Origin of the sequence: Streptomyces sp. NPDC053431 (assembly GCF_044544925.1) — a bacterium.
GTDB lineage: Bacteria > Actinomycetota > Actinomycetes > Streptomycetales > Streptomycetaceae > Streptomyces.
In genome coordinates, this window is record NZ_JBITXX010000002.1 from 349,489 (window position 1) to 366,690 (window position 17,202).

Sequence of the window (17,202 nt, forward strand, 5' to 3'; positions counted from 1 at the left end):
GCACGGCCCACGCCCCGGCGTGGCCCACCGCCCCCGTGCCACACCGGCCCGGGGGCGGTCGCACCCCCGGCCCGCCGCTCGCGGGCGACGCCGCTCAGGCGAGGGCGCGCGCCAGCGCCCGGGCGAAGCCGTCCGGATTGTCCAGCGTCATGTTGTGCCCCGCCGCCGGGACCTCGAACACCGGTACGCCCATCGCCGCGACCTTCTCGGCATCGGCGTACGGCCGGCTGAACTCGCCCACCAGGAAGGCCCGGGGCCGCCGCAGCCCGTCGAGGAGCGCGCCCGCCGACGGCACCGAACCCTTCACCAGCGCCACCGCGCTGCGGTGCACCGCCCGCGGGTCCGAGAGCCGCAGCCGCGCCGCGTAGTCCGGCCGGGAGGCCCCGGCGATCATCGCCGCGCAGCCCACCCGGGCGAAGAAGTCCTCGTCCAGGGCGGCGACGGGGGAGGAGAACGCCCCACCGCCCCCGTACAGATTGGGCTCGGCCACCACCAGCCGGTCCACCAGATCCGGCCGGGCCGCGGCCAGCCGGATCGCCACGGTCCCGCCCATCGAATGCCCGATCAGCTCCACCCCGCTCAGACCCTCGTGGTCGAGGATCCGGGCGACGGCCGCCGCCTGCGACTCCATGCGGTAGTCGAAATCGCGCGGCCGGTCGCTCAGCCCGAAGCCCAGCAGGTCGACGAGGAGTGAGCGCCGCCCCGCCAGCGCCGGATGCACCGCGACGTGCGCGAAGTCGGAGGCCCCGGTGCACCCCAGGCCGTGCACGTACACCCGCGCGGGACCCTCGCCGGAGCCCGGCAGGTCGATCCACCGCACGAAGGCGCGCGACTCCTCCAGGAACAGCTCCCGCATGGCTCCTCGCCTTCCGTGACACACCGTCGGTCCGGGCTCCCCACCGATGCCGGTCACCCTACGGGGCGGCACCGACAACGGCCCCCGCGCCGGCGTTCGAGGTGGGGCGCACGGCGCGCGCCCCACCTCCGACGCCGGGCCCACCGGCTCGCGTTCGCGCTCGCTGTCACGCGAAGGCGAAGGCGTTGCGCTCCGCCCAGGCCGAGAAGGGCCGTCCGGCCCGCCCGAGCACCCGCCGCACGTCGGGGCTCACCCGCTGCTCCTCGGCGTACGGCTCGCCCAGCACCGTCAGCATCCCCTCCACGGCCGCCTCCGGCAGGAACCGCACCAACTGCTCCCGGGCCTCGTCCCGCGTCTGCGCCACGAACCGCACCGGCGCGTCCACCGCCCGCGCGAGAGCCTCCACCTGTTCGCGCGGGGTGACGGCCGCCGGGCCCGTCAGCACGTAGGTGCGCCCGGCGTGCCCGTCCTCGCGCAGCGCGGCCGCGGCGACATCGGCGATGTCGGCCGGGTCGACGACCGGCAGGGCCACATCGGCGAAGGGCGCCGCCACGGTGCGCGCGGTCCGCACCGCGTCGGCCCACAGGAAGGCGTTCGACGCGAAGCCGGAGGGCCGCAGCACCGTCCAGTCCAGACCGGAACCGCGCACCGCGGCCTCGAACTCCCGCAACGGACGGTGGGACGCGGAGTCCGGGCGGGTGCCGGTCAGTTGCGAGGACTGCAGGACGAGCCTGCGCACCCCGGCCGCCACGGCGGCGGCCACGATCTCCCGCGGGCGCAGTTCGTCGCCGACCCCGGCGACCATCAGGAACACCGCGTCGGCGCCCGCGAAGGCGGCCGCCAGCTCCTCCGGCCGGGCGAGGTCGGCCGACCGGTGCCGTACGCCCTCGGGCAGCGGTGCCGCACCGGGGCGGCGGCTCACCGCCGTCACGTCCTCGCCGGCCGCGGCCAGCGCCTCCACGAGCAGCCGTCCGACGTTACCGGTCGCTCCGGTGACCACGATCATGATGCGTTCCTTCCAGAAAGACACAAGGGAGACAAGAGAACGGCCGGGCGGAGCCCTGGGGCCCCGCCGCGGTCACATCACTCATCCTGGAAGGTGAAGTGGTCATCCTCCGGCCAGTTATGACGGAGACGCTCCGCCGCCCTCCTCGCCGTACCGGCGCTCGAACTTCGCGATCCTGCCCTCGGTGTCCACCGTCCGTGCCTTGCCCGTGTAGAAGGGGTGGCTCTCGGACGAGATCTCGACGTCGACGACCGGGTACGTGTTGCCGTCGTCCCACTCGATGGTCTGGTCGCTGGTCGCCGTGGACCGGGTCAGAAAGGCGAACCCGGCGGAACGGTCGCGGAACACCACGGGGCCGTACTCCGGCTGCTTGTCCTGCTGCACATGTCCTCCTCGGACGGCCTGCCAGTCTTCCCCCGGTGCGCCCAGCCTCTCCGCCCGCCGCCCGCACGACCAGCGCCGCAGACCCGACCGGGTGACGCGGGCGGGACCGTCCCCGGCCACCCGCCCCGGCTTCCGGCGGGGCCGGCCGGCCTGTGGCGTGCCGTCACGCCGGGCGCCCGTGCGGGCGCGAGCGGGCCGCGAGCAGCAGGGCGATGTCGTCCGGACGGTCCGGTGCCTGGCGCGCCTCCCGGATCAGGCGGTCGGCGGTCTCCGCGAGCGGCGCCGTCCCCGTCGCGGCGAAGGTACAGCGGAGCCGCTCGATGCCCTCGTCGATGTCCGTGTCCGGCCGCTCCACCAAACCGTCCGTGAACAGGGCCAGGACCTCGCCCGGTTCGAGCCGCAGCCGCGTCACCGGATACGTGGCGGCGTCGTCGACCCCGAGCACCACACCGCCCGCGAGGTGCACCACCTCGGTGGAACCGTCCGTCCGGCGCAGCAGCGGCTGCGGATGTCCGGCCCGCGCCGCCTGCACGCCTCCCGTCTCCGGGTCGAGGACGACGTAGCAGCAGCTCGCGAACTGGCCCGGGTCGAGGTCGATCAGCAGCCGGTTCGTGCCGCGCACCACGTCCTCCGGCGGGTGCCCGCCCAGTGCGAAGGCCCGGACGGCGCTGCGCAGCTGGCCCATCGTCGCCGCCGCGGCCACGCCGTGGCCCTGGACGTCGCCGATGACCAGGGCGAGTCGCCCGGGGAACGTCTCGATCACGTCGTACCAGTCCCCGCCCACGTCCATGCCCTGCGTGCCCGGCAGGTAACGGCCCACCGTCTCCACGCCCTCGTACACCGGCAGCCGGTGGGGGAGCAGGGCGTCCTGCAGGCCCCGGGCGAGCGCCGACTCCGAGTCGTAGCGCTGCGCCCGCTCCAGGGCCTGGGCGATCAGGCCCGCGAGCGCGGTGAGCACCGTGCGCTCCTCGGCGGTGAATCCGCGCGGTTTGTCGAAGCCGAGGATGCACGAGCCCACCGGGCGTCCCGAGGCGATCAGCGGCAGGAACGCCCGCGCCCCGGTGTGCGTGTCGAGCGGCAGCCCCGGATAGGCCGTGCCCAGCTGGTCCATGGACTCGAAGAACAGCGGCCGGCCCGTCATGAGCGTCTCCACGCCGGGCAGCCGCGCACCGAGGCCGACCCCGTCGAAGGGCTCCAGGAAGCCCGGCGGGAAGCCCGTCTCCCACGCCAGGTACAGATGCCGCTCGCTCAGCAGGTAGATCGCCAGCTGCCGGCCGCCGAAGGCCGGCAGCAGCTCGTCGGTGACCACGGCCGAGACCTGGCGCGCCGTCACCGCCTCGGACAGCGCGATGGCGAGGGCCACCGGACGGTACATGGCCGCCGCCCGGCCCTCCGGCGCGGACAGGCCGTCGTCGTCCGGCCCGCGAAGGCCCTCGGGCGCACTGTCGGCCGGATCGCTCGCCGGCACCAGGACCAGCGTCACCCCGTCCTGCCCCGGGTACAGCGAGACGGACAGCCACGCGCCCCGGTCCGGGTGGGCCAGGAAGTGGATCGGCTGGTCCGACAGCAGGGCCCCGCGCAGCTGCTCCTCGTGGTACGGGTGGGCGAACCAGGGCAGCGCCTCCCACAGCGGGCGCCCGGCCAGCGTCCCGCGCGGCCGGCCCAGCAGCGTCTCCGTGCGCTCGTTGACGTAGGTGATCCGCCCGAGCCGGTCGATCGCCAGGATCGCCCGGGGCAACCGGTCGGTGGCGTCGGAGCCGACGAGCCCGGTGCCGAGGTCCACGAGCGAGCCGGTCAGCAGGTTCCCGCCCCGCTCGTCGCCCAGCGGGCGGGCGGTCACCTCCAGCAGGTGCAGCCCGCCGTCCGGTCCCTTCAGCCGGATCCGGCGCGCGGCCGGCGCGCCGGAGCCCGCCGCCTGCCGGGCGAGCGCCCACAGCGCGTACGTGTCCTCCGGCATCATCCGCGCGGTCAGCGCCTTGACGGTCCACGGGAACGGGGTGGTCTCGCCCAGGATGTCCCGGAGCCCCTGGTCCGCGGTGACCGTGCCGGTGTCCAGGTTCCAGTCGAAGTAGCCGATCCGCACCGGCGGGCCGGTCCGGGTCGGCAGCTGCACGGACACCGGCTCGCCGGGCCAGTCGACCGGGGTGCCGTGCGCCGAGAGCTCCGCGAGCGTCACCCCCAGGCGGCGCGCCTCCTGGAGCATGCGGCCGCGGTCCCGGGCGTCCACCGGCACCCCCGGCGTCGGGTCGCGCAGCACCACCAGGACGCCGAACCGCTCCCGGCCGCTGATCACCGGGGTGTACAGGGAGGCGAAGGGGAACGGCAGGCTCGCCACCAGCTGAGGGAAGAGCCGCATGGCCTCCTCGACGTCCCCCAGGTGGACCGGCTGGCCCGACCGGTGCGCCTCCGCCACGGGGAACGGCCGGTTCACGTGCATCCGCCACCAGGGCCGGAACAGCGAGCCCGGCAGGCCCGCGAGCACGGCCAGCCGCAGCAGCCCCGGGGTCCCCGAGCGCAGATAGACCCCGCCCGCGTAGCCGCCGACCGCCTCGACCGCCCGCAGGACCGACTCCGCGAGCACCACCCCCAGGGCGTCCGCCGTCGTCCCGTCGACGGCGGTGTCCCGGGGCGGCGGCCCGGTCTCGGCCGACGGGGCGGGGCCTCCCGCGCCGTACGAGGTCACACAGCCAGCATGCTCCCGCCCGGAAGGGCCACGCATCCGGAGTACCCGCGCGGGAACCACCCTCCAGGGGCATTGACCAGGCCCCCGGCCGCTCGCGAGACTCGGTCCTCGGCCGCCGCGGCGGGCGTGCGGCCCCACCACCTCGCGACCAGGGGGACTGATGACGGGCCGGGTTCTTCCGTACGACGTACACGGCAGCGGGCCGCACCGCGCGCTGGTGCTGCACAACTGGTTCGGCGACCGCACGAGCTTCGGGCCGCTGCGGGACCACCTCGACGACGCGGCCGGGTCCTACGCGTTCCTCGACTGCCGGGGCTACGGCGAGGCCATCGACGCGGAGGGCGCCTACACGATGGAGGAGGTCGCGGCCGACGCCCTCGCCGTCGCGGACGACCTCGGCTGGGACAGCTTCTCGGTCGTCGGCCACTCCATGGGCGGCAAGGCGGCCCAGCTGATGCTGCTCGACGCGCCCGAGCGGGTGCGCTCGATCATCGGGATCTCCCCGGTCTCCGCGGCCGGCTTCCCGCTCGACGCGGACACCTGGGAGCTCTTCGCCGGGGCCGCCGAGAACCCCGGCAACCGCCGGGCCATCATCGACAACACCACCGGCGGCCGGTACGACGACGTCTGGCTCTCCGGCCTGGTGGAGCGCTCCCTGCGGCGCTCCTCGGCCACCGCCTTCCGCGCCTACCTCGACTCCTGGTCCCGCACCGACTTCCACGAGCGCGTCCGCGACAACCCGGCCCCTGTCCTCCTCGTCGTCGGCGCGCACGACCCGGCGCTCGGCGCGGAGGCCATGGAGTCCACCTGGCTGCGCTGGTACCCCAACGCCCGGCTCGAGGTCCTCCCCGAGGCGGGCCACTACGCCCCCGAGGAGACCCCCAAGGCCCTCGCCGACGCGATCGAGGCCTTCCTGGCCGCCTGACGCGCGCCCGCGGCCCCGGCCGGGGACACTGTCCGCAGGAGGACGGACCGGCCGGGCCGCGGAAAGAGGGGGTGGGCGGCATGATCCTCGCCCTGACCGCGGCGGTGGCCGCGGCGCTGCTGGTCTGCCGTCTCGCGCTGCGCGAGCGGCGCAGGCCCGGTACCGCCCGGCACACCCTCGCCTTCCTCCGCGACCGGCGCGCCCTCACCGCCGGAATCTGCGCGGGAACGCTCCTGGCCGCGTTCGGCTGGCGCGTCTCCGGACCCGGCGCCGTGGCCTGGGCGGCCCTCGCCGGGATCCTGGTGGCCGCTCTGAGCTCCGCCGCCGGAAAGAACGGCGGCGCCGACGACTCCCGGAACCAGGAGCGCTAGCCGCGCCCGAGCTCGGCGATCCTCCCGCTCACGGCGCGCCCTGGTGCCCGGCCGGTGCGGATGGCTGGTGGCCGACCCCGTCCCTGGCGCCCGGTGCCGGTGGTCCCACTCGCGGGAGGCCGGTGGCCGCCGCCCGGCTCAGGCGCCCGGTGCCCGCCCCTGCCTGGCCGTGATCGAAAACGGCACTTTTCAGCCGTAAGTTACCCGGCGGTTTCGCGTGACTTCCCACGAACGCGCCAGTAGAACATGTTCCCATTCACTCCTGAAGTGAGGAACATCACGTGAGTGACAGATCCCTTCCGGCCTCGCCATCCAGAGGTCTGACCCGCCGTCGGTTCGTCACTGGAACCGGTTCTCTTCTGGGAGGCCTGGCGCTCGCCGGGCATGCCGGCACCGCGCACGCCGCCACCCCCGCCGAGGTCGCCGCCGTCTGCGCCCCGATCCCCTCGGGCGCCCACGTCCCCGCCGTCGTCGTCGGCACCGGATACGGCGGCTCCGTCGCCGCCCTCCGGCTCGCCCAGGCCGGCGTCGACGTCCACATGATCGAGATGGGCATGGCCTGGGACACCCCCGGGCCCGACGGCAAGATCTTCGCCAACACCACGAAACCCGACTACCGCTCCTTCTGGCTGCGCACGCGCACCAAGCAGCCGCTCAGCAACTTCCTCGGCTTCCCGCTCGACAAGGACGTCCCCTGTTACACCGGCATCCTCGACGCCGAGGACTTCGCCGGCATCACCGTCTACCAGGGCCGCGGTGTGGGCGGGGGCTCCCTCGTCAACGGCGGCATGGCCGTCACCCCGCGCCGCGAGGTGTTCCCGTCGCTCCTCCCGACCGTCGACCCTGCCGAGATGTACGCCACCTACTACCCGCGCGCCAACGCCGGACTCGGCGTCACCAGCGTGGACCAGGCCTGGTGGGAGAGCGCCGACTGCTACCAGTACGCCCGCGTCGGCCGTAAGCACGCCGAACGCTCCGGCTTCCCCTTCGTCTTCGTGCCCAACGTCTACGACTGGGACTACATGAAGCAGGAGGCCGCGGGGGCCGTACCCAGGTCCGCCCTGGAGGGCGAGGTCATCTACGGCAACAACCACGGCAAGAAGAGCCTCCAGAAGACCTATCTCGCCCGGGCCGCCGAGACCGGCCGCGTCGCCGTCTCGCCGCTCCACAAGGTCACCGACGTCGCCCCCGCGTCCGGCGGCGGCTACACCGTCACCATCGACCGGCTCGACACCACCGGAGCCACCGTCGAGACCAAGACCGTCACCGCCGACCGGGTGTTCTTCGCCGCCGGCAGCGTCGGCACCAGCAAGCTCCTCACCCGTCTCAAGGCCACCGGCTCCCTGCCCGCCCTCAACGACCAGGTCGGCAAGGGCTGGGGCGACAACGGCAACGTCATGTGCGGCCGGGCCAACCACATGTGGGACCCCACCGGCAAACTCCAGTCCGCCATGCCCACCGCCGGCATCGACAACTGGGACGCCGGGGGCGCCTTCGCCGAGGTCGCCCCGCTGCCCACCGGCATCGAGACCTACGCGTCCTTCTACCTGTCCATCACGAAGACGCCGCACCGCGCCGCGTTCAGCTGGAACGCCGCCACCGGTCGCGTCGACCTGAACTGGGACCGCGCCTGGAAGCAGACCTCCATCGACGCGGCCAAGACCATCTTCGACAAGATCAACGCCAAGGAGGGGACGATCTACCGCACGGACCTCTTCGGCACGTACAAGATCTGGGGCGACCATCTCACGTACCACCCGCTCGGCGGCGCCGTCCTCGGCAGCGCCACCGACAACTACGGCCGCCTGCGCGGCTACAACGGCCTGTACGTCATCGACGGCGCGCTCATCCCGGGCAGCACGAGCGTCAACCCGTTCGTCACGATCACGGCCCTCGCCGAACGCAACATCGAGAAGATCATCGCGACCGACCTGTAGGACGGGCGCGCACACGAAGGGGGCCGGCCGGGCGACAGCCCGACCGGCCCCCTTCCGCGCTCAGTGCGTCGGCAGCACGCACACCGTGTCGAGTCCGAGGACCCGGTTGAGCCGCCCGAAGGCCAGCCACGACCCCAGGCTCATCGTCAGCTCCACGATCTCCACCTGGCTGTACGCCGCCGTCATCCGCGCCCAGAACTCCTCGTCCAGGTGGTGGTGGTCCAGCGCGTACCGCTCCGCGTACTCCGCGGCCAGCCGCGTCCGCTCGTCGAAGGCCTCCGTCGTCCGCCACTCCAGGACGGCGTCCGCGAACTCCTCCTCGACCTTCTCCCCGTCCCGGTCCGTGCGCCAGTCCAGACAGAACCTGCAGCCGTTGATCTGCGCGATCCGCAGCCGTGCCGCCTCGAACTCGCGCAGCCCCAGGGTCGTGTGGGCGTACACGGACAGCGAGAAGTTCGCCGCCGCCATCCCGATCCCGGGGACCATGTCGCCCCATACGTACCCGATCGGCTCCTGCCCCTCGGGAATGTCGATGATCACCGCGGTCTCCTTCCCAGCTTCCCCACCGCCGGGCGCAACGGCACGTCCAGCGCGTCGTACAGCCCCGGCTCCGCCTCCGCGAGCCAGTCGACGGCCCCCACGAGCCGTCCCACGGCGGTCGCGTTCCCGCCCGCCGACCGGTTCTCGCCCTCGTCCGTCGCCTCCACGGTCACCTCGATCCGCGGCCGGCCCTCCACGATCACCCGGTGCGCCCCCGCCCCGTCCGGCGGCACCGGCCAGTCCGGGGCGCAGTCCGGATGGATCCGGGTCACGTGCTCGATCACCAGGCGCGGCTCGCCGTCGACGATGCCCTGCACCTCGAAGCGGACCGCGCCCTGGGTGCCGGCCGTGAACTCGCCCATCGTCCGGGTCCGCACCGTCGTCTCCAGCGGACGCCGCTCCAGCGTCTCGCGGATCTCGTCGAGCTCGACCCCGAGCGCCCGTGCCATCAGGCGGAGCTGTCCGCCCCACACCATCGTCGGCACCGACGGCAGCAGCATCGGCGGCTCGTACTCCATGGGCTGCCCCATGCCGACGAGATACCGGACCGACTCCTCCTGCTCGTACGTGGAGTAGTCGAAGATCTCCTGGCAGCGGATCGCCTCCACCGTGCTGCCCAGACCGCTCACGAGCAGCGGCAGCACGTCGTTGCCCCAGCCGGGGTCCACGCCCGAGGCGAAGAGCGAGCCGCCGCCCTCCTTCACGGCCGCCAGGACCGGCTCGCGGAACTCCGGGGGCGCGCCCCGCTGGTCGTAGAGCGGATACAGCGAGGGCGTCACCACGACGGCCCCGGCCCGTACCGCCCGCACCACGTCGGCGAGCGCCTCGTCCGGGCGCATGTCCCCGGACGCCGCGTACACGACGGCGCGCGGCCGCTCGGCCAGCACCGCCTCGACGTCGTCCCGGGCCGCGACGCCGAGCGCGCGCCCGAGCCCGGCCAGCTCGCCCGCGTCACGGCCGACCTTGGCGGGGTTCGCGACGAGGACGGCCGAGAGTGCGAGCGCCGGATGGGCGTCGACGGCTCGGATCGCCGCCCGCCCGACATTTCCGGTTCCCCATACCACGGTCGGAATCATGCGCGGAGGGTAGCGCCGGGGCCGTGAGGTTCCCAGAGGTCTGACCGACCAGATCTGACGGAACGTCAGAAGCTGACGGCGTCCTCGTCGAGCCGCAGGGTCACGAACGGCACCCTGTCGCCCGGCAGGAGGTACCGCTCGGTCTCGACGAAGCCGCGGGCCAGGGCGAAGCGCAGCCCCTCCGCGTTGCTCGCGAGCACCACGGTCTCCACGCCCGCGTCGCTCAGCGTCCGGGCCTGCGCGAGACCCCGCTCGTACAGCGCCGTGCCGTACCCGCGGCCCCGGTACGCGGGCAGGATCCGGGAGATGACGGTGGCGGCGGGGGTCTCCTCGTCCGGCGGGCGGACGGTGGAGCAGCCGACGGCCGTGCCGGCCAGGTACGCGACGTCGAGCCGGTTGCGGCCGGCGCGGGCGCGCACGTCGTCCTCGGACAGCGGGGCCGTGGGGATGATCGTGTTGTGGATCAGCCGCCAGTCCGCCAGGAGGCGCGGGGAGGCCGTCGGATCGGCCGGGTCGATGCTCTCGATGCGCAGTGCGCCGTTCGGGTCGCTCACCCGGGCAGCCAACCCTGCCCCCGACGGGGCGTCAACTTCTTTGTCTCCTCGCCCGGACGGGTGAGGAGACGGTACCGGGCGACAGGCCGGGCGCCGACCGGGTACGGATGCCGGCATTGCCCCGACCTCGGAGGTGGCCGACCCATGCCCGTCCGCAAGAGCACCGCGACGGCGCTCGCCTGCGCCCTGTCCGCGGCCCTGGCGCTGACCGGCTGCGGCGCGCTCCGGCTCCCCGCCGCGGCACCGGCCCACGGCCCGGCGGCCGCTTCGCCCAAGGCCCCGGCGCCGGACGCGCGCGACGGCGCGAACCGCGCCCCCGTCCGCATCCCCGGAATCGGCCCGCGGACGCACGCCCGCATCCCGGGAAGCACCACCCAGGCCCTCGTGGTCAGCGGCGACGGCCCCGACGGCAGCATCGCCACCGCCACGCTCCACGAGCGGGACGCGGCCGGCCGCTGGCACCGCGTGGCCGGGCCGTGGACCGGGCACAACGCCCTGCGCGGCTGGACCGACGACCACATGGCGGACGATCTGCGCTCGCCCATGGGCGTGTTCCGGATCGGCGACGCCGGCGGCCGGCTGCCCGACCCCGGGACACGCCTGCCCTACGACCAGGACGAGGAGTTCACCGTGTCGGGCACCGGCTTCCTCGGCGAGCCCCTCGAGGGCTCCTTCGACTACGTCGTCGCCATCGACTACAACCGCGTCCCGGGCAGGACCCCGCTCGACAAGGAGCGCCCGCTCGGCCCCGAGAGGGGCGGTGGCGTCTGGATCCACGTCGACCACGGCGGCCCCACCCAGGCCTGTGTCTCGCTGCTCCGCGCGCACATGGCGGAGCTGCTGCGCGCCCTGGACCCGGCCCGGGAGCCCGTCGTCGTGATGGGACCGGCCGCGGCGCTCGCCGGCTGACCGGCGGGAAGCCCCGCCGCGCCGTCGTGCGCAAACACTTGGCCGGTACGTCCGTTCTGCCGCATGGTGTCCTCTGCGTCCGGGAGCCGCGCCAAGGGGGACACCGGCCGGGCGCGAGGAGAACCAGGGGGGCGCACGTGGCGTACACGGACATGCCGGGAAGCGGCACCACGACCGGCCGGGGGCGGGGTGTGCTGGAAGGGGCGTTCGCGCTCCTGGAGGCCTTGCGGGGATTCGGCGACGAGGCGGCGGGGGTCACCGAGCTGGCCCAGGCCTGCGGGGTCCCGAAGGGCACCGCGCACCGGCTCCTCGACCAGCTCGTGGCCGTCGGCGCCGTCGAACGCCGCGACCGGCGCTACCGGGTCGGCCCGCAGCTCTACCGGCTCGGCCTCGCGTGGGAGCCGCACCCCGGCCTGCGGACCGCCGCCCGGCAGCCGATGCACCGGCTGCGGTCGCTGACCGGGGCCAGCGTGGTGCTCGTCGTGATGCGCGAGGACCAGGCGCTGACGGTGAGTTCGGTGCCGGGCGCACTGGAAGCCGTGGTGCCGGTACGGGACGGGGTGGCCTTCCGCCTCGACACGGCCGCCGGCGCGGCGCTGCGCGGGCCGCGGCGCGCGGACGCCGTGTACGACCGCGAGGACGTGATGGCCGGCGTGTGCTGCGCGGCCGTCCCCGTGCGGGCGCCGGACGGGCGCACGGTGGCCGCGATCGCCGGGATGGTGAAGGCGGGCCGACGGCTCGAACCGCTGGCCGCGGCCGTCGCCGAGGCCGGCGCCGCCCTCGCCCGGAGCCTCGCCCGAGGACGGCAGACCGTGCCGTCGGCGAGACGGCAGAGCGTGCCGTCCGCGTGATGTTCCGTCCAGCGGAACGCGCGTAGAACAGGACCGGGCGGGCCGGGCACAGTAGGGGACGTGCCGAGGGGAACGGCACGAACGGCCCGCCGGAACGGCGGGACGCACCACGGAACGTCACAGCAGTGACGTCACAAAGGGGGATTTCCACCATGCGCAAGAACCGCAGCGTCCGCATCGCCACCGCCGCCCTGCTCGGGCTCGGCAGCCTCGGGGTCTTCGCCGGCACCGCGCAGGCCGAGCCGATCGACTACGTGAAGATCGAGCTCATCCAGCTCACCTGCCACCAGCAGAGCGAGGGCGACCACGACGAGGCGTACCTCAACATCACCGACGCCAACGGCAACCAGGTCAAGGTGTGGCCCGGCAACGGGATCACGTACCAGACCATGGGCACCAACTACGTGCGCTCCCTGACCGACGGCAACGGCAACGCGGCCCTCGTCCTCGGCCGTGAGCAGGCCCGCACGCTCACGCTCTGGGACAAGGACACCTTCGGCGGCGACGACAAGCTGGGCGCGACCCTGGTCACCGGCAGCGAGGTCGGCTCCGAGATCCAGTACCGCTCCCTCGAGGGCTCCGGCGGCGTCTACACGATCGCCTACCGCGTCATCGACATCTGACGCGTCGTCGGCCGCCCGGCCGATCCGGCCCGCCGGTGCGCCGTGACCCGCTCGCGGGTGGCGCACCGGCGGGGCGGTGACGGCGTTCCCGGCCACGGCCGTCGGGTTCGAAGACGTCCCGGCACGGGGCCGGGGCGCACACGCCGCCCGGCGCGCCGACCTCAGGACGAGGTGGCGCGCAGGGAGGCCGTCTTGGCGCGGACCTGCTCGGGGGTGAGGTAGGCGTCCGTGTACTCGAAGTCGCGCAGCGTGCCGGACTTCGAGGCCAGGAAGCCCGTGCGCACGAAGTCGTCCCCGGCCACCGCGTTGAGCAGCCAGTTCGTCATCACCCGGGTCTTGGCCACGTTCGTGCGGAGCGCGCCCCAGTGGTAGGCGCGGGCGACCGCCTGCGCGGGCATGCCGTGGAGTTCCACCCCCAGCGGCTTGGAGACTCCGTCCAGACCACCGAGGTCCACCACCAGGCCCAGGTCCTTGTGCTCGTACGGACGGGTCCGCTCGCCCCGCAGCGTCGCCACGAGGTTGTCGGCGATCACCTTGCCCTGGCGCATCGCGTGCTGCGCGGTCGGCGGGCAGATCGCCCCCTTCTCGCCCTTCGCCAGGTCCGGCACCGCCGCCGCGTCACCCAGCGCGTACACGCCGGGCAGCCCCGGGACCGACATGTCCGCCTCGACCACGAGCCGGCCGCGCAGGGTCTCGGCGCCGAGCGTCCCGATGAGCGGGCTCGCCGCGACCCCGGCCGTCCAGATGAGGGTCCGGCAGGGCAGCACCCGGCCGTCCGTGAGCGTCACGTTCTCCTCGTCCACCGAGGCCACGGACACGCCGAGGGAGATCTCGATGCCGCGCCGGCGCAGGATCGACAGGGCCGCCGCGCCCAGCTTGGGCCCGAGCTCGGGCATCAGCGCGGGCGCGATGTCGACCAGGTGCCACTTGATGAGCTTGGGGTCGAGCCGGGGATAGCGCTTGACCGCGTTGGCGGTGAGCAGCTGGAGACAGGCCGCGGTCTCGGTGCCCGCGTATCCGCCGCCGACCACCACGAACTGCAGACGTGCCGCCCGCTCGGCCTCGTCCTGGCTCGCGTCGGCGAGGTCGAGCTGGGCGATGACGTGGTCCCGGATGTACACCGCCTCGGCGAGCGTCTTCATGCCGCGGGCGTGCTCCGCGAGCCCCGGGATGTCGAAGGTGCGGGTGACGCTGCCGGGCGCGAGGACCAGGTAGTCGTACGGCTCGGTCTCCAGCTCGCCCGTGATGGTCCGCACGACACAGACCTTGGCGTCGGTGTCGATGCCGACCGCGCCGCCGGGGATGATCCGGGTCCGGTGCCGCTCGCTGCGGCGCAGGGACAGGGCGACCGACTGCGGGGTGAGGACGCCGGAGGCGACCTGGGGGAGCAGGGGCAGATAGAGCTGGTACGCGAAGGGCGAGAGCAGCGAGATCGCCGCCTCCCGCCCGACCAGCCGCCGTTCGAGGCGCCGTACGCACGCGACCCCGGCGAAACCGGCGCCCACCACGAGGATTCTCGGTCGAGACACGGTGTCAGTCCGCCCTTCCACGTCCTGGCCGCCGACGGATCGACGGTCCTACTAGGCTGACTAACCGGGCACATCACTTGGAAACCATATTTATCGGCTGGATGAGTGAAGCGGGGCGGTCGGCTCGGTACGACGACGCGGCCCACCGCTCCGGCCCGGCGGCCGTCTGCCGCGGCCCGGAGCGGCTGGTGTGGGCCGTCAGCCCGTGACGCTCGGCGTGCCCGTCTCGATGTGACCGGTGTAGCGGCGCGACCAGGTGCCGTCGAGGTCGGCGAGGATCGTGAAGTCGTACCAGCCGCCGCTGTACGCGACCGCGTTGAAGTAGTCCTCGCGGGAGGACTTCGCCGGGACCGTGTACGTCCAGGGGCCGTCCGTGCGGTAGGCGTCGGAGCGGATCGTGAAGGTGACGGCGGAGGCGGAGTTGTTGCTCATCCTGAACCAGATCGCCGTCTTCCCGGTGCCCGGCTCGGTCGCGTAGCGTGCCGCGACCTCGATGTCCTTGCCCGCCTTGGAGGCGTCGCCGATGAAGCGGCGCAGGAAGCGGTTGGGGCCCATCATCGAGATGTCGTACTTGCCGGAGCCCGAGCCCAGCCCGATGTTGAAGTAGTCGGTGGCGGTGGCGCCCGGGTCGACCGTGTACTGCCAGGCGGCGGTGTCCCGGTACTGGTGCGGGTGGATGGAGAAGTGCGCGGAGCGGCGGGCCTCGGTGCCCTGGTTGGTCATCGAGAACCAGGCGAGGATCTTGCCGGCGGCGCCGAACTCGAAGCGGTCGAGGTTGCCGTTCACCTGGTACGGCACGGCCCGCGCCGGACGCGTGCCCGACTCCTGGGCGGGCAGCGCGTTGTCCTGCGGGACCGGGTTGGGCAGCGGGCCGCAGGTGGCCTGGCCGATGACCTTGGCGGTGCCGGGCAGGTTCGCCGGCACCCCGTACACCGGGTGCGCGAAGTCGAAGACGCCGGTCAGGTCGCCGACCACCTTGCGCCGCCAGGCGCTGATGTTGGGGCAGGTGGCAGGGGTGCCGAGGGCCGCCGTCCACACCTCCATGAAGCGCAGCACGGAGGTGTGGTCGAAGACCTCGGAGCTGACCCAGCCGCCGCGGGTCCACGGCGACATGACGAGCATCGGGACCCGGAAGCCGAGACCGATCGGCACCCCGTCGATGTACTCGCCGGGCGTGCCGGGCGGCGCGACGGGCGGCGGCACGTGGTCGAAGAAGCCGTCGTTCTCGTCGTAGTTGAGGAAGAGCACGGTCGAGTCGAAGACCTCGGGGTTCGCCGCGAGCGCCCGGTACACCAGGTCCACGAAGTGGGCGCCGTCGCCCGGCGGGGCGTACGGGTGCTCCGAGAAGGCCTCGCTCGCCACCACCCAGGAGACCTGCGGCAGCGTGCCCGCCACGACGTCGGCGCGGATCGCGGCCGCGATGTCGTCCGGGGTCGAGCCCGTCACCTTCGGCACCGAGCCCATGCCGCGGTCGTACAGCGGGTCGCCCGGCCTGGCGTCGGTGAACCTCTTGAAGTACGCCAGGCCGTTGTCGCCGTAGTTGTCCTGGGCGTTCTGGTAGACCTTCCAGGTCATCCCGGCCCGCTGCAGCGCCTCCGCGTACGTCTCCCAGGTCAGCCCCGACTCGTCGCCGCCGTCCTTGCTGCCGGCGTCGACCTTGCCGCTCCACAGGAAGGTGCGGTTGGGGCCGGTCGCGCTGAGCGTCGAGCAGAAGTAGGCGTCGCAGACGGTGTAGTTGTCGGCGAGCGCGTAATGGAACGGGATGTCGCCGCGGTCCAGGTAGCCGAGCGTGCGGGTGTTGCCGACGCCCGTCACCCAGTTGTCCATCCGGCCCTTGTTCCAGGCCGCGTGCTGCGAGGTCCAGCTGTGCGGCAGGTCGCCGTTGCACTGCGCGAGCGTCTCGCCGTCCACGCCGCCCGCCGGGGGAGTGGCGCTCAGCTTCCACGGGTACTGGCGGCCGCCCCAGTTGGGCTGGTTGAAGGTGCCCCAGCCGCCCGGGATGTTCCCGGCGGCCCGGTCGCCGAAGCCCCGCACACCGCGCAGCCGGCCGAAGTAGTGGTCGAAGCTGCGGTTCTCCTGCATGAGGATCACCACGTGCTTCACGTCGGTGATCGTCCCGGTGGCCGCCGCCGCGGCGGCCGAGGTCGCCTCCGCCGCCCCCGCCGGCCCGGCGGGCAGCGCGGCCCCCGCGACCAGCCCCGCCCCGATCCCTACGAACCCTCTGCGGCTGATGGGAATCATGCCCCGCCCCTCGTGTCCCGTGGGTGCCCTGGTGGCACGCCGAGGCCAGGATGGGGGAAGGCGGCCCAAAGGTATACGGCCGTGCAGTAATCGATTGGTTAACTTCCGGAGATGGCCGAGCTGATGCGCTAGATACCCGCTGACGTTTGGTCCGGATTCGAACCAATGGGATCCGGGGGAGAATGAGAGCACGGGACGCACCCGGATCCGGACCACGGAGGTGGATCATGGGCGAGGCACGTGACGTGATGGACCGTCTCACCGAGGCGGTGACCCACGGGGACCTCAAGACGATCGCCGACCTGTACACCGAGGACGCCGTCGCCCTCACCCCCGACGAGGGCGAGATACAGGGACGCGACGCGATCGTCGAGTACTGGCGCTCGATGACCACATCGATACCGGACCCGACGTTCACCTACCGGAACCGCTTCGAGATCGGTGACACCGCCATCGACGAAGGCATCTTCAGCGGCAAGAACACGGGCCCGATCCCCCTCCCCGACGGGGAGACGCTCCCGGCGACGGGCCGGATGGTCAACATCCGCGGGATCGACCTGGCGCAGGTGAGGGACGGGCGCATCGCGAGCTATCGGCTGTACTTCGACCAGATGGAGTTCCTGGACCAGCTCGGGCTGCTCCCGGAGGACTGAGCCGGCCCCGAAGCGGCCGGCCCGGCCCCGCGGCGGGCCGGAACCAGGCCCGCCCCGGGGCGGG

General features: G+C 73.5%; 16 protein-coding genes. 7 read left to right on the forward strand and 9 right to left on the reverse strand.

What is annotated here, in order from left to right:
• Nucleotides 1-94 precede the first annotated feature (94 nt).
• The 4 genes from ACIGXE_RS07515 to ACIGXE_RS07530 form a co-directional block, all read right to left on the reverse strand.
• Nucleotides 95-856 (reverse strand): alpha/beta fold hydrolase, encoded by a 762-nt coding sequence (locus ACIGXE_RS07515; protein WP_399744484.1) that lies wholly within the window; start codon nt 854-856, stop codon nt 95-97.
• 166 nt (nt 857-1,022) lie between these two features.
• The gene (locus ACIGXE_RS07520; RefSeq protein ID WP_399744486.1) at nt 1,023-1,862 is read right to left on the reverse strand and encodes an NAD(P)H-binding protein; all 840 of its coding nucleotides are present in this window, start codon (nt 1,860-1,862) and stop codon (nt 1,023-1,025) included.
• 117 nt (nt 1,863-1,979) lie between these two features.
• On the reverse strand, nt 1,980-2,246 hold the full coding sequence (locus ACIGXE_RS07525; protein ID WP_399744489.1) for a type B 50S ribosomal protein L31: 267 nt from the start codon (nt 2,244-2,246) through the stop codon (nt 1,980-1,982).
• A 163-nt stretch (nt 2,247-2,409) separates the two neighbouring features.
• Nucleotides 2,410-4,929 carry a SpoIIE family protein phosphatase gene (locus tag ACIGXE_RS07530; protein ID WP_399744491.1) on the reverse strand — a complete coding sequence of 840 codons (2,520 nt, stop codon included), beginning with the start codon at nt 4,927-4,929 and terminating at the stop codon, nt 2,410-2,412.
• A 160-nt stretch (nt 4,930-5,089) separates the two neighbouring features.
• Between ACIGXE_RS07530 and ACIGXE_RS07535 the strand changes: the two genes are divergently transcribed.
• The 3 genes from ACIGXE_RS07535 (at nt 5,090) to ACIGXE_RS07545 (ending at nt 8,162) form a co-directional block, all read left to right on the forward strand.
• Nucleotides 5,090-5,854: an alpha/beta fold hydrolase gene (locus tag ACIGXE_RS07535; RefSeq protein WP_399744493.1), complete on the forward strand. Its 765-nt coding sequence runs from the start codon at nt 5,090-5,092 to the stop codon at nt 5,852-5,854.
• 80 nt (nt 5,855-5,934) lie between these two features.
• Entirely contained in the window at nt 5,935-6,225 is a 291-nt protein-coding gene (locus ACIGXE_RS07540; RefSeq protein ID WP_399744495.1) for a hypothetical protein, read from the forward strand.
• A gap of 281 nt (nt 6,226-6,506) precedes the next feature.
• The gene (locus tag ACIGXE_RS07545; protein WP_399744497.1) at nt 6,507-8,162 is read left to right on the forward strand and encodes a GMC oxidoreductase; all 1,656 of its coding nucleotides are present in this window, start codon (nt 6,507-6,509) and stop codon (nt 8,160-8,162) included.
• Between the two features lie 60 nt (nt 8,163-8,222).
• On the opposite strand, the gene ACIGXE_RS07550 is transcribed toward ACIGXE_RS07545, so the two are convergent.
• The 3 genes from ACIGXE_RS07550 to ACIGXE_RS07560 all read right to left on the reverse strand — a co-directional run bounded on the left by ACIGXE_RS07550 (nt 8,223) and on the right by ACIGXE_RS07560 (nt 10,332).
• Nucleotides 8,223-8,702 (reverse strand): carboxymuconolactone decarboxylase family protein, encoded by a 480-nt coding sequence (locus ACIGXE_RS07550; protein WP_399744499.1) that lies wholly within the window; start codon nt 8,700-8,702, stop codon nt 8,223-8,225.
• Entirely contained in the window at nt 8,699-9,778 is a 1,080-nt protein-coding gene (locus ACIGXE_RS07555; RefSeq protein WP_399744500.1) for a dihydrodipicolinate reductase, read from the reverse strand. The genes ACIGXE_RS07550 and ACIGXE_RS07555 overlap by 4 nt, the downstream gene beginning before the upstream one ends.
• A 65-nt stretch (nt 9,779-9,843) precedes the next feature.
• A complete protein-coding gene (locus tag ACIGXE_RS07560) occupies nt 9,844-10,332 on the reverse strand; it encodes a GNAT family N-acetyltransferase (protein ID WP_399744501.1) in 489 nt (162 codons plus the stop codon).
• 144 nt (nt 10,333-10,476) lie between these two features.
• Between ACIGXE_RS07560 and ACIGXE_RS07565 the strand changes: the two genes are divergently transcribed.
• From ACIGXE_RS07565 to ACIGXE_RS07575, 3 genes are all read left to right on the forward strand, one after another.
• Nucleotides 10,477-11,241 (forward strand): hypothetical protein, encoded by a 765-nt coding sequence (locus ACIGXE_RS07565; RefSeq protein ID WP_399744503.1) that lies wholly within the window; start codon nt 10,477-10,479, stop codon nt 11,239-11,241.
• Nucleotides 11,242-11,378: 137 nt separating this feature from the next.
• A complete protein-coding gene (locus tag ACIGXE_RS07570) occupies nt 11,379-12,092 on the forward strand; it encodes a helix-turn-helix domain-containing protein (protein WP_399744505.1) in 714 nt (237 codons plus the stop codon).
• Between the two features lie 152 nt (nt 12,093-12,244).
• Nucleotides 12,245-12,715 (forward strand): hypothetical protein, encoded by a 471-nt coding sequence (locus ACIGXE_RS07575; RefSeq protein WP_399744507.1) that lies wholly within the window; start codon nt 12,245-12,247, stop codon nt 12,713-12,715.
• A 161-nt stretch (nt 12,716-12,876) separates the two neighbouring features.
• On the opposite strand, the gene ACIGXE_RS07580 is transcribed toward ACIGXE_RS07575, so the two are convergent.
• On the reverse strand, nt 12,877-14,244 hold the full coding sequence (locus ACIGXE_RS07580; RefSeq protein ID WP_399744509.1) for an NAD(P)/FAD-dependent oxidoreductase: 1,368 nt from the start codon (nt 14,242-14,244) through the stop codon (nt 12,877-12,879).
• Between the two features lie 198 nt (nt 14,245-14,442).
• Nucleotides 14,443-16,485, reverse strand: coding sequence for a phosphocholine-specific phospholipase C (locus tag ACIGXE_RS07585; protein ID WP_399744511.1), 2,043 nt, complete (start codon nt 16,483-16,485; stop codon nt 14,443-14,445).
• A gap of 227 nt (nt 16,486-16,712) precedes the next feature.
• On the opposite strand from ACIGXE_RS07585, the gene ACIGXE_RS07590 reads away from it, so the two are divergent.
• Nucleotides 16,713-17,138: an ester cyclase gene (locus tag ACIGXE_RS07590; protein WP_399744513.1), complete on the forward strand. Its 426-nt coding sequence runs from the start codon at nt 16,713-16,715 to the stop codon at nt 17,136-17,138.
• Nucleotides 17,139-17,202 lie beyond the last annotated feature (64 nt).

What these genes read in the sequence shown, in the direction of transcription:
- ACIGXE_RS07515 (WP_399744484.1), bottom strand. Translation starts at nt 856, where the DNA reads ATGCGGGAGCTGTTCCTGGAGGAGTCGCGCGCCTTCGTGCGGTGGATC.
- ACIGXE_RS07520 (WP_399744486.1), bottom strand. Translation starts at nt 1,862, where the DNA reads ATGATCGTGGTCACCGGAGCGACCGGTAACGTCGGACGGCTGCTCGTG.
- ACIGXE_RS07535 (WP_399744493.1), top strand. Translation starts at nt 5,090, where the DNA reads ATGACGGGCCGGGTTCTTCCGTACGACGTACACGGCAGCGGGCCGCAC.
- ACIGXE_RS07540 (WP_399744495.1), top strand. Translation starts at nt 5,935, where the DNA reads ATGATCCTCGCCCTGACCGCGGCGGTGGCCGCGGCGCTGCTGGTCTGC.
- ACIGXE_RS07555 (WP_399744500.1), bottom strand. Translation starts at nt 9,778, where the DNA reads ATGATTCCGACCGTGGTATGGGGAACCGGAAATGTCGGGCGGGCGGCG.
- ACIGXE_RS07565 (WP_399744503.1), top strand. Translation starts at nt 10,477, where the DNA reads ATGCCCGTCCGCAAGAGCACCGCGACGGCGCTCGCCTGCGCCCTGTCC.
- ACIGXE_RS07575 (WP_399744507.1), top strand. Translation starts at nt 12,245, where the DNA reads ATGCGCAAGAACCGCAGCGTCCGCATCGCCACCGCCGCCCTGCTCGGG.
- ACIGXE_RS07585 (WP_399744511.1), bottom strand. Translation starts at nt 16,485, where the DNA reads ATGATTCCCATCAGCCGCAGAGGGTTCGTAGGGATCGGGGCGGGGCTG.
- ACIGXE_RS07590 (WP_399744513.1), top strand. Translation starts at nt 16,713, where the DNA reads ATGGGCGAGGCACGTGACGTGATGGACCGTCTCACCGAGGCGGTGACC.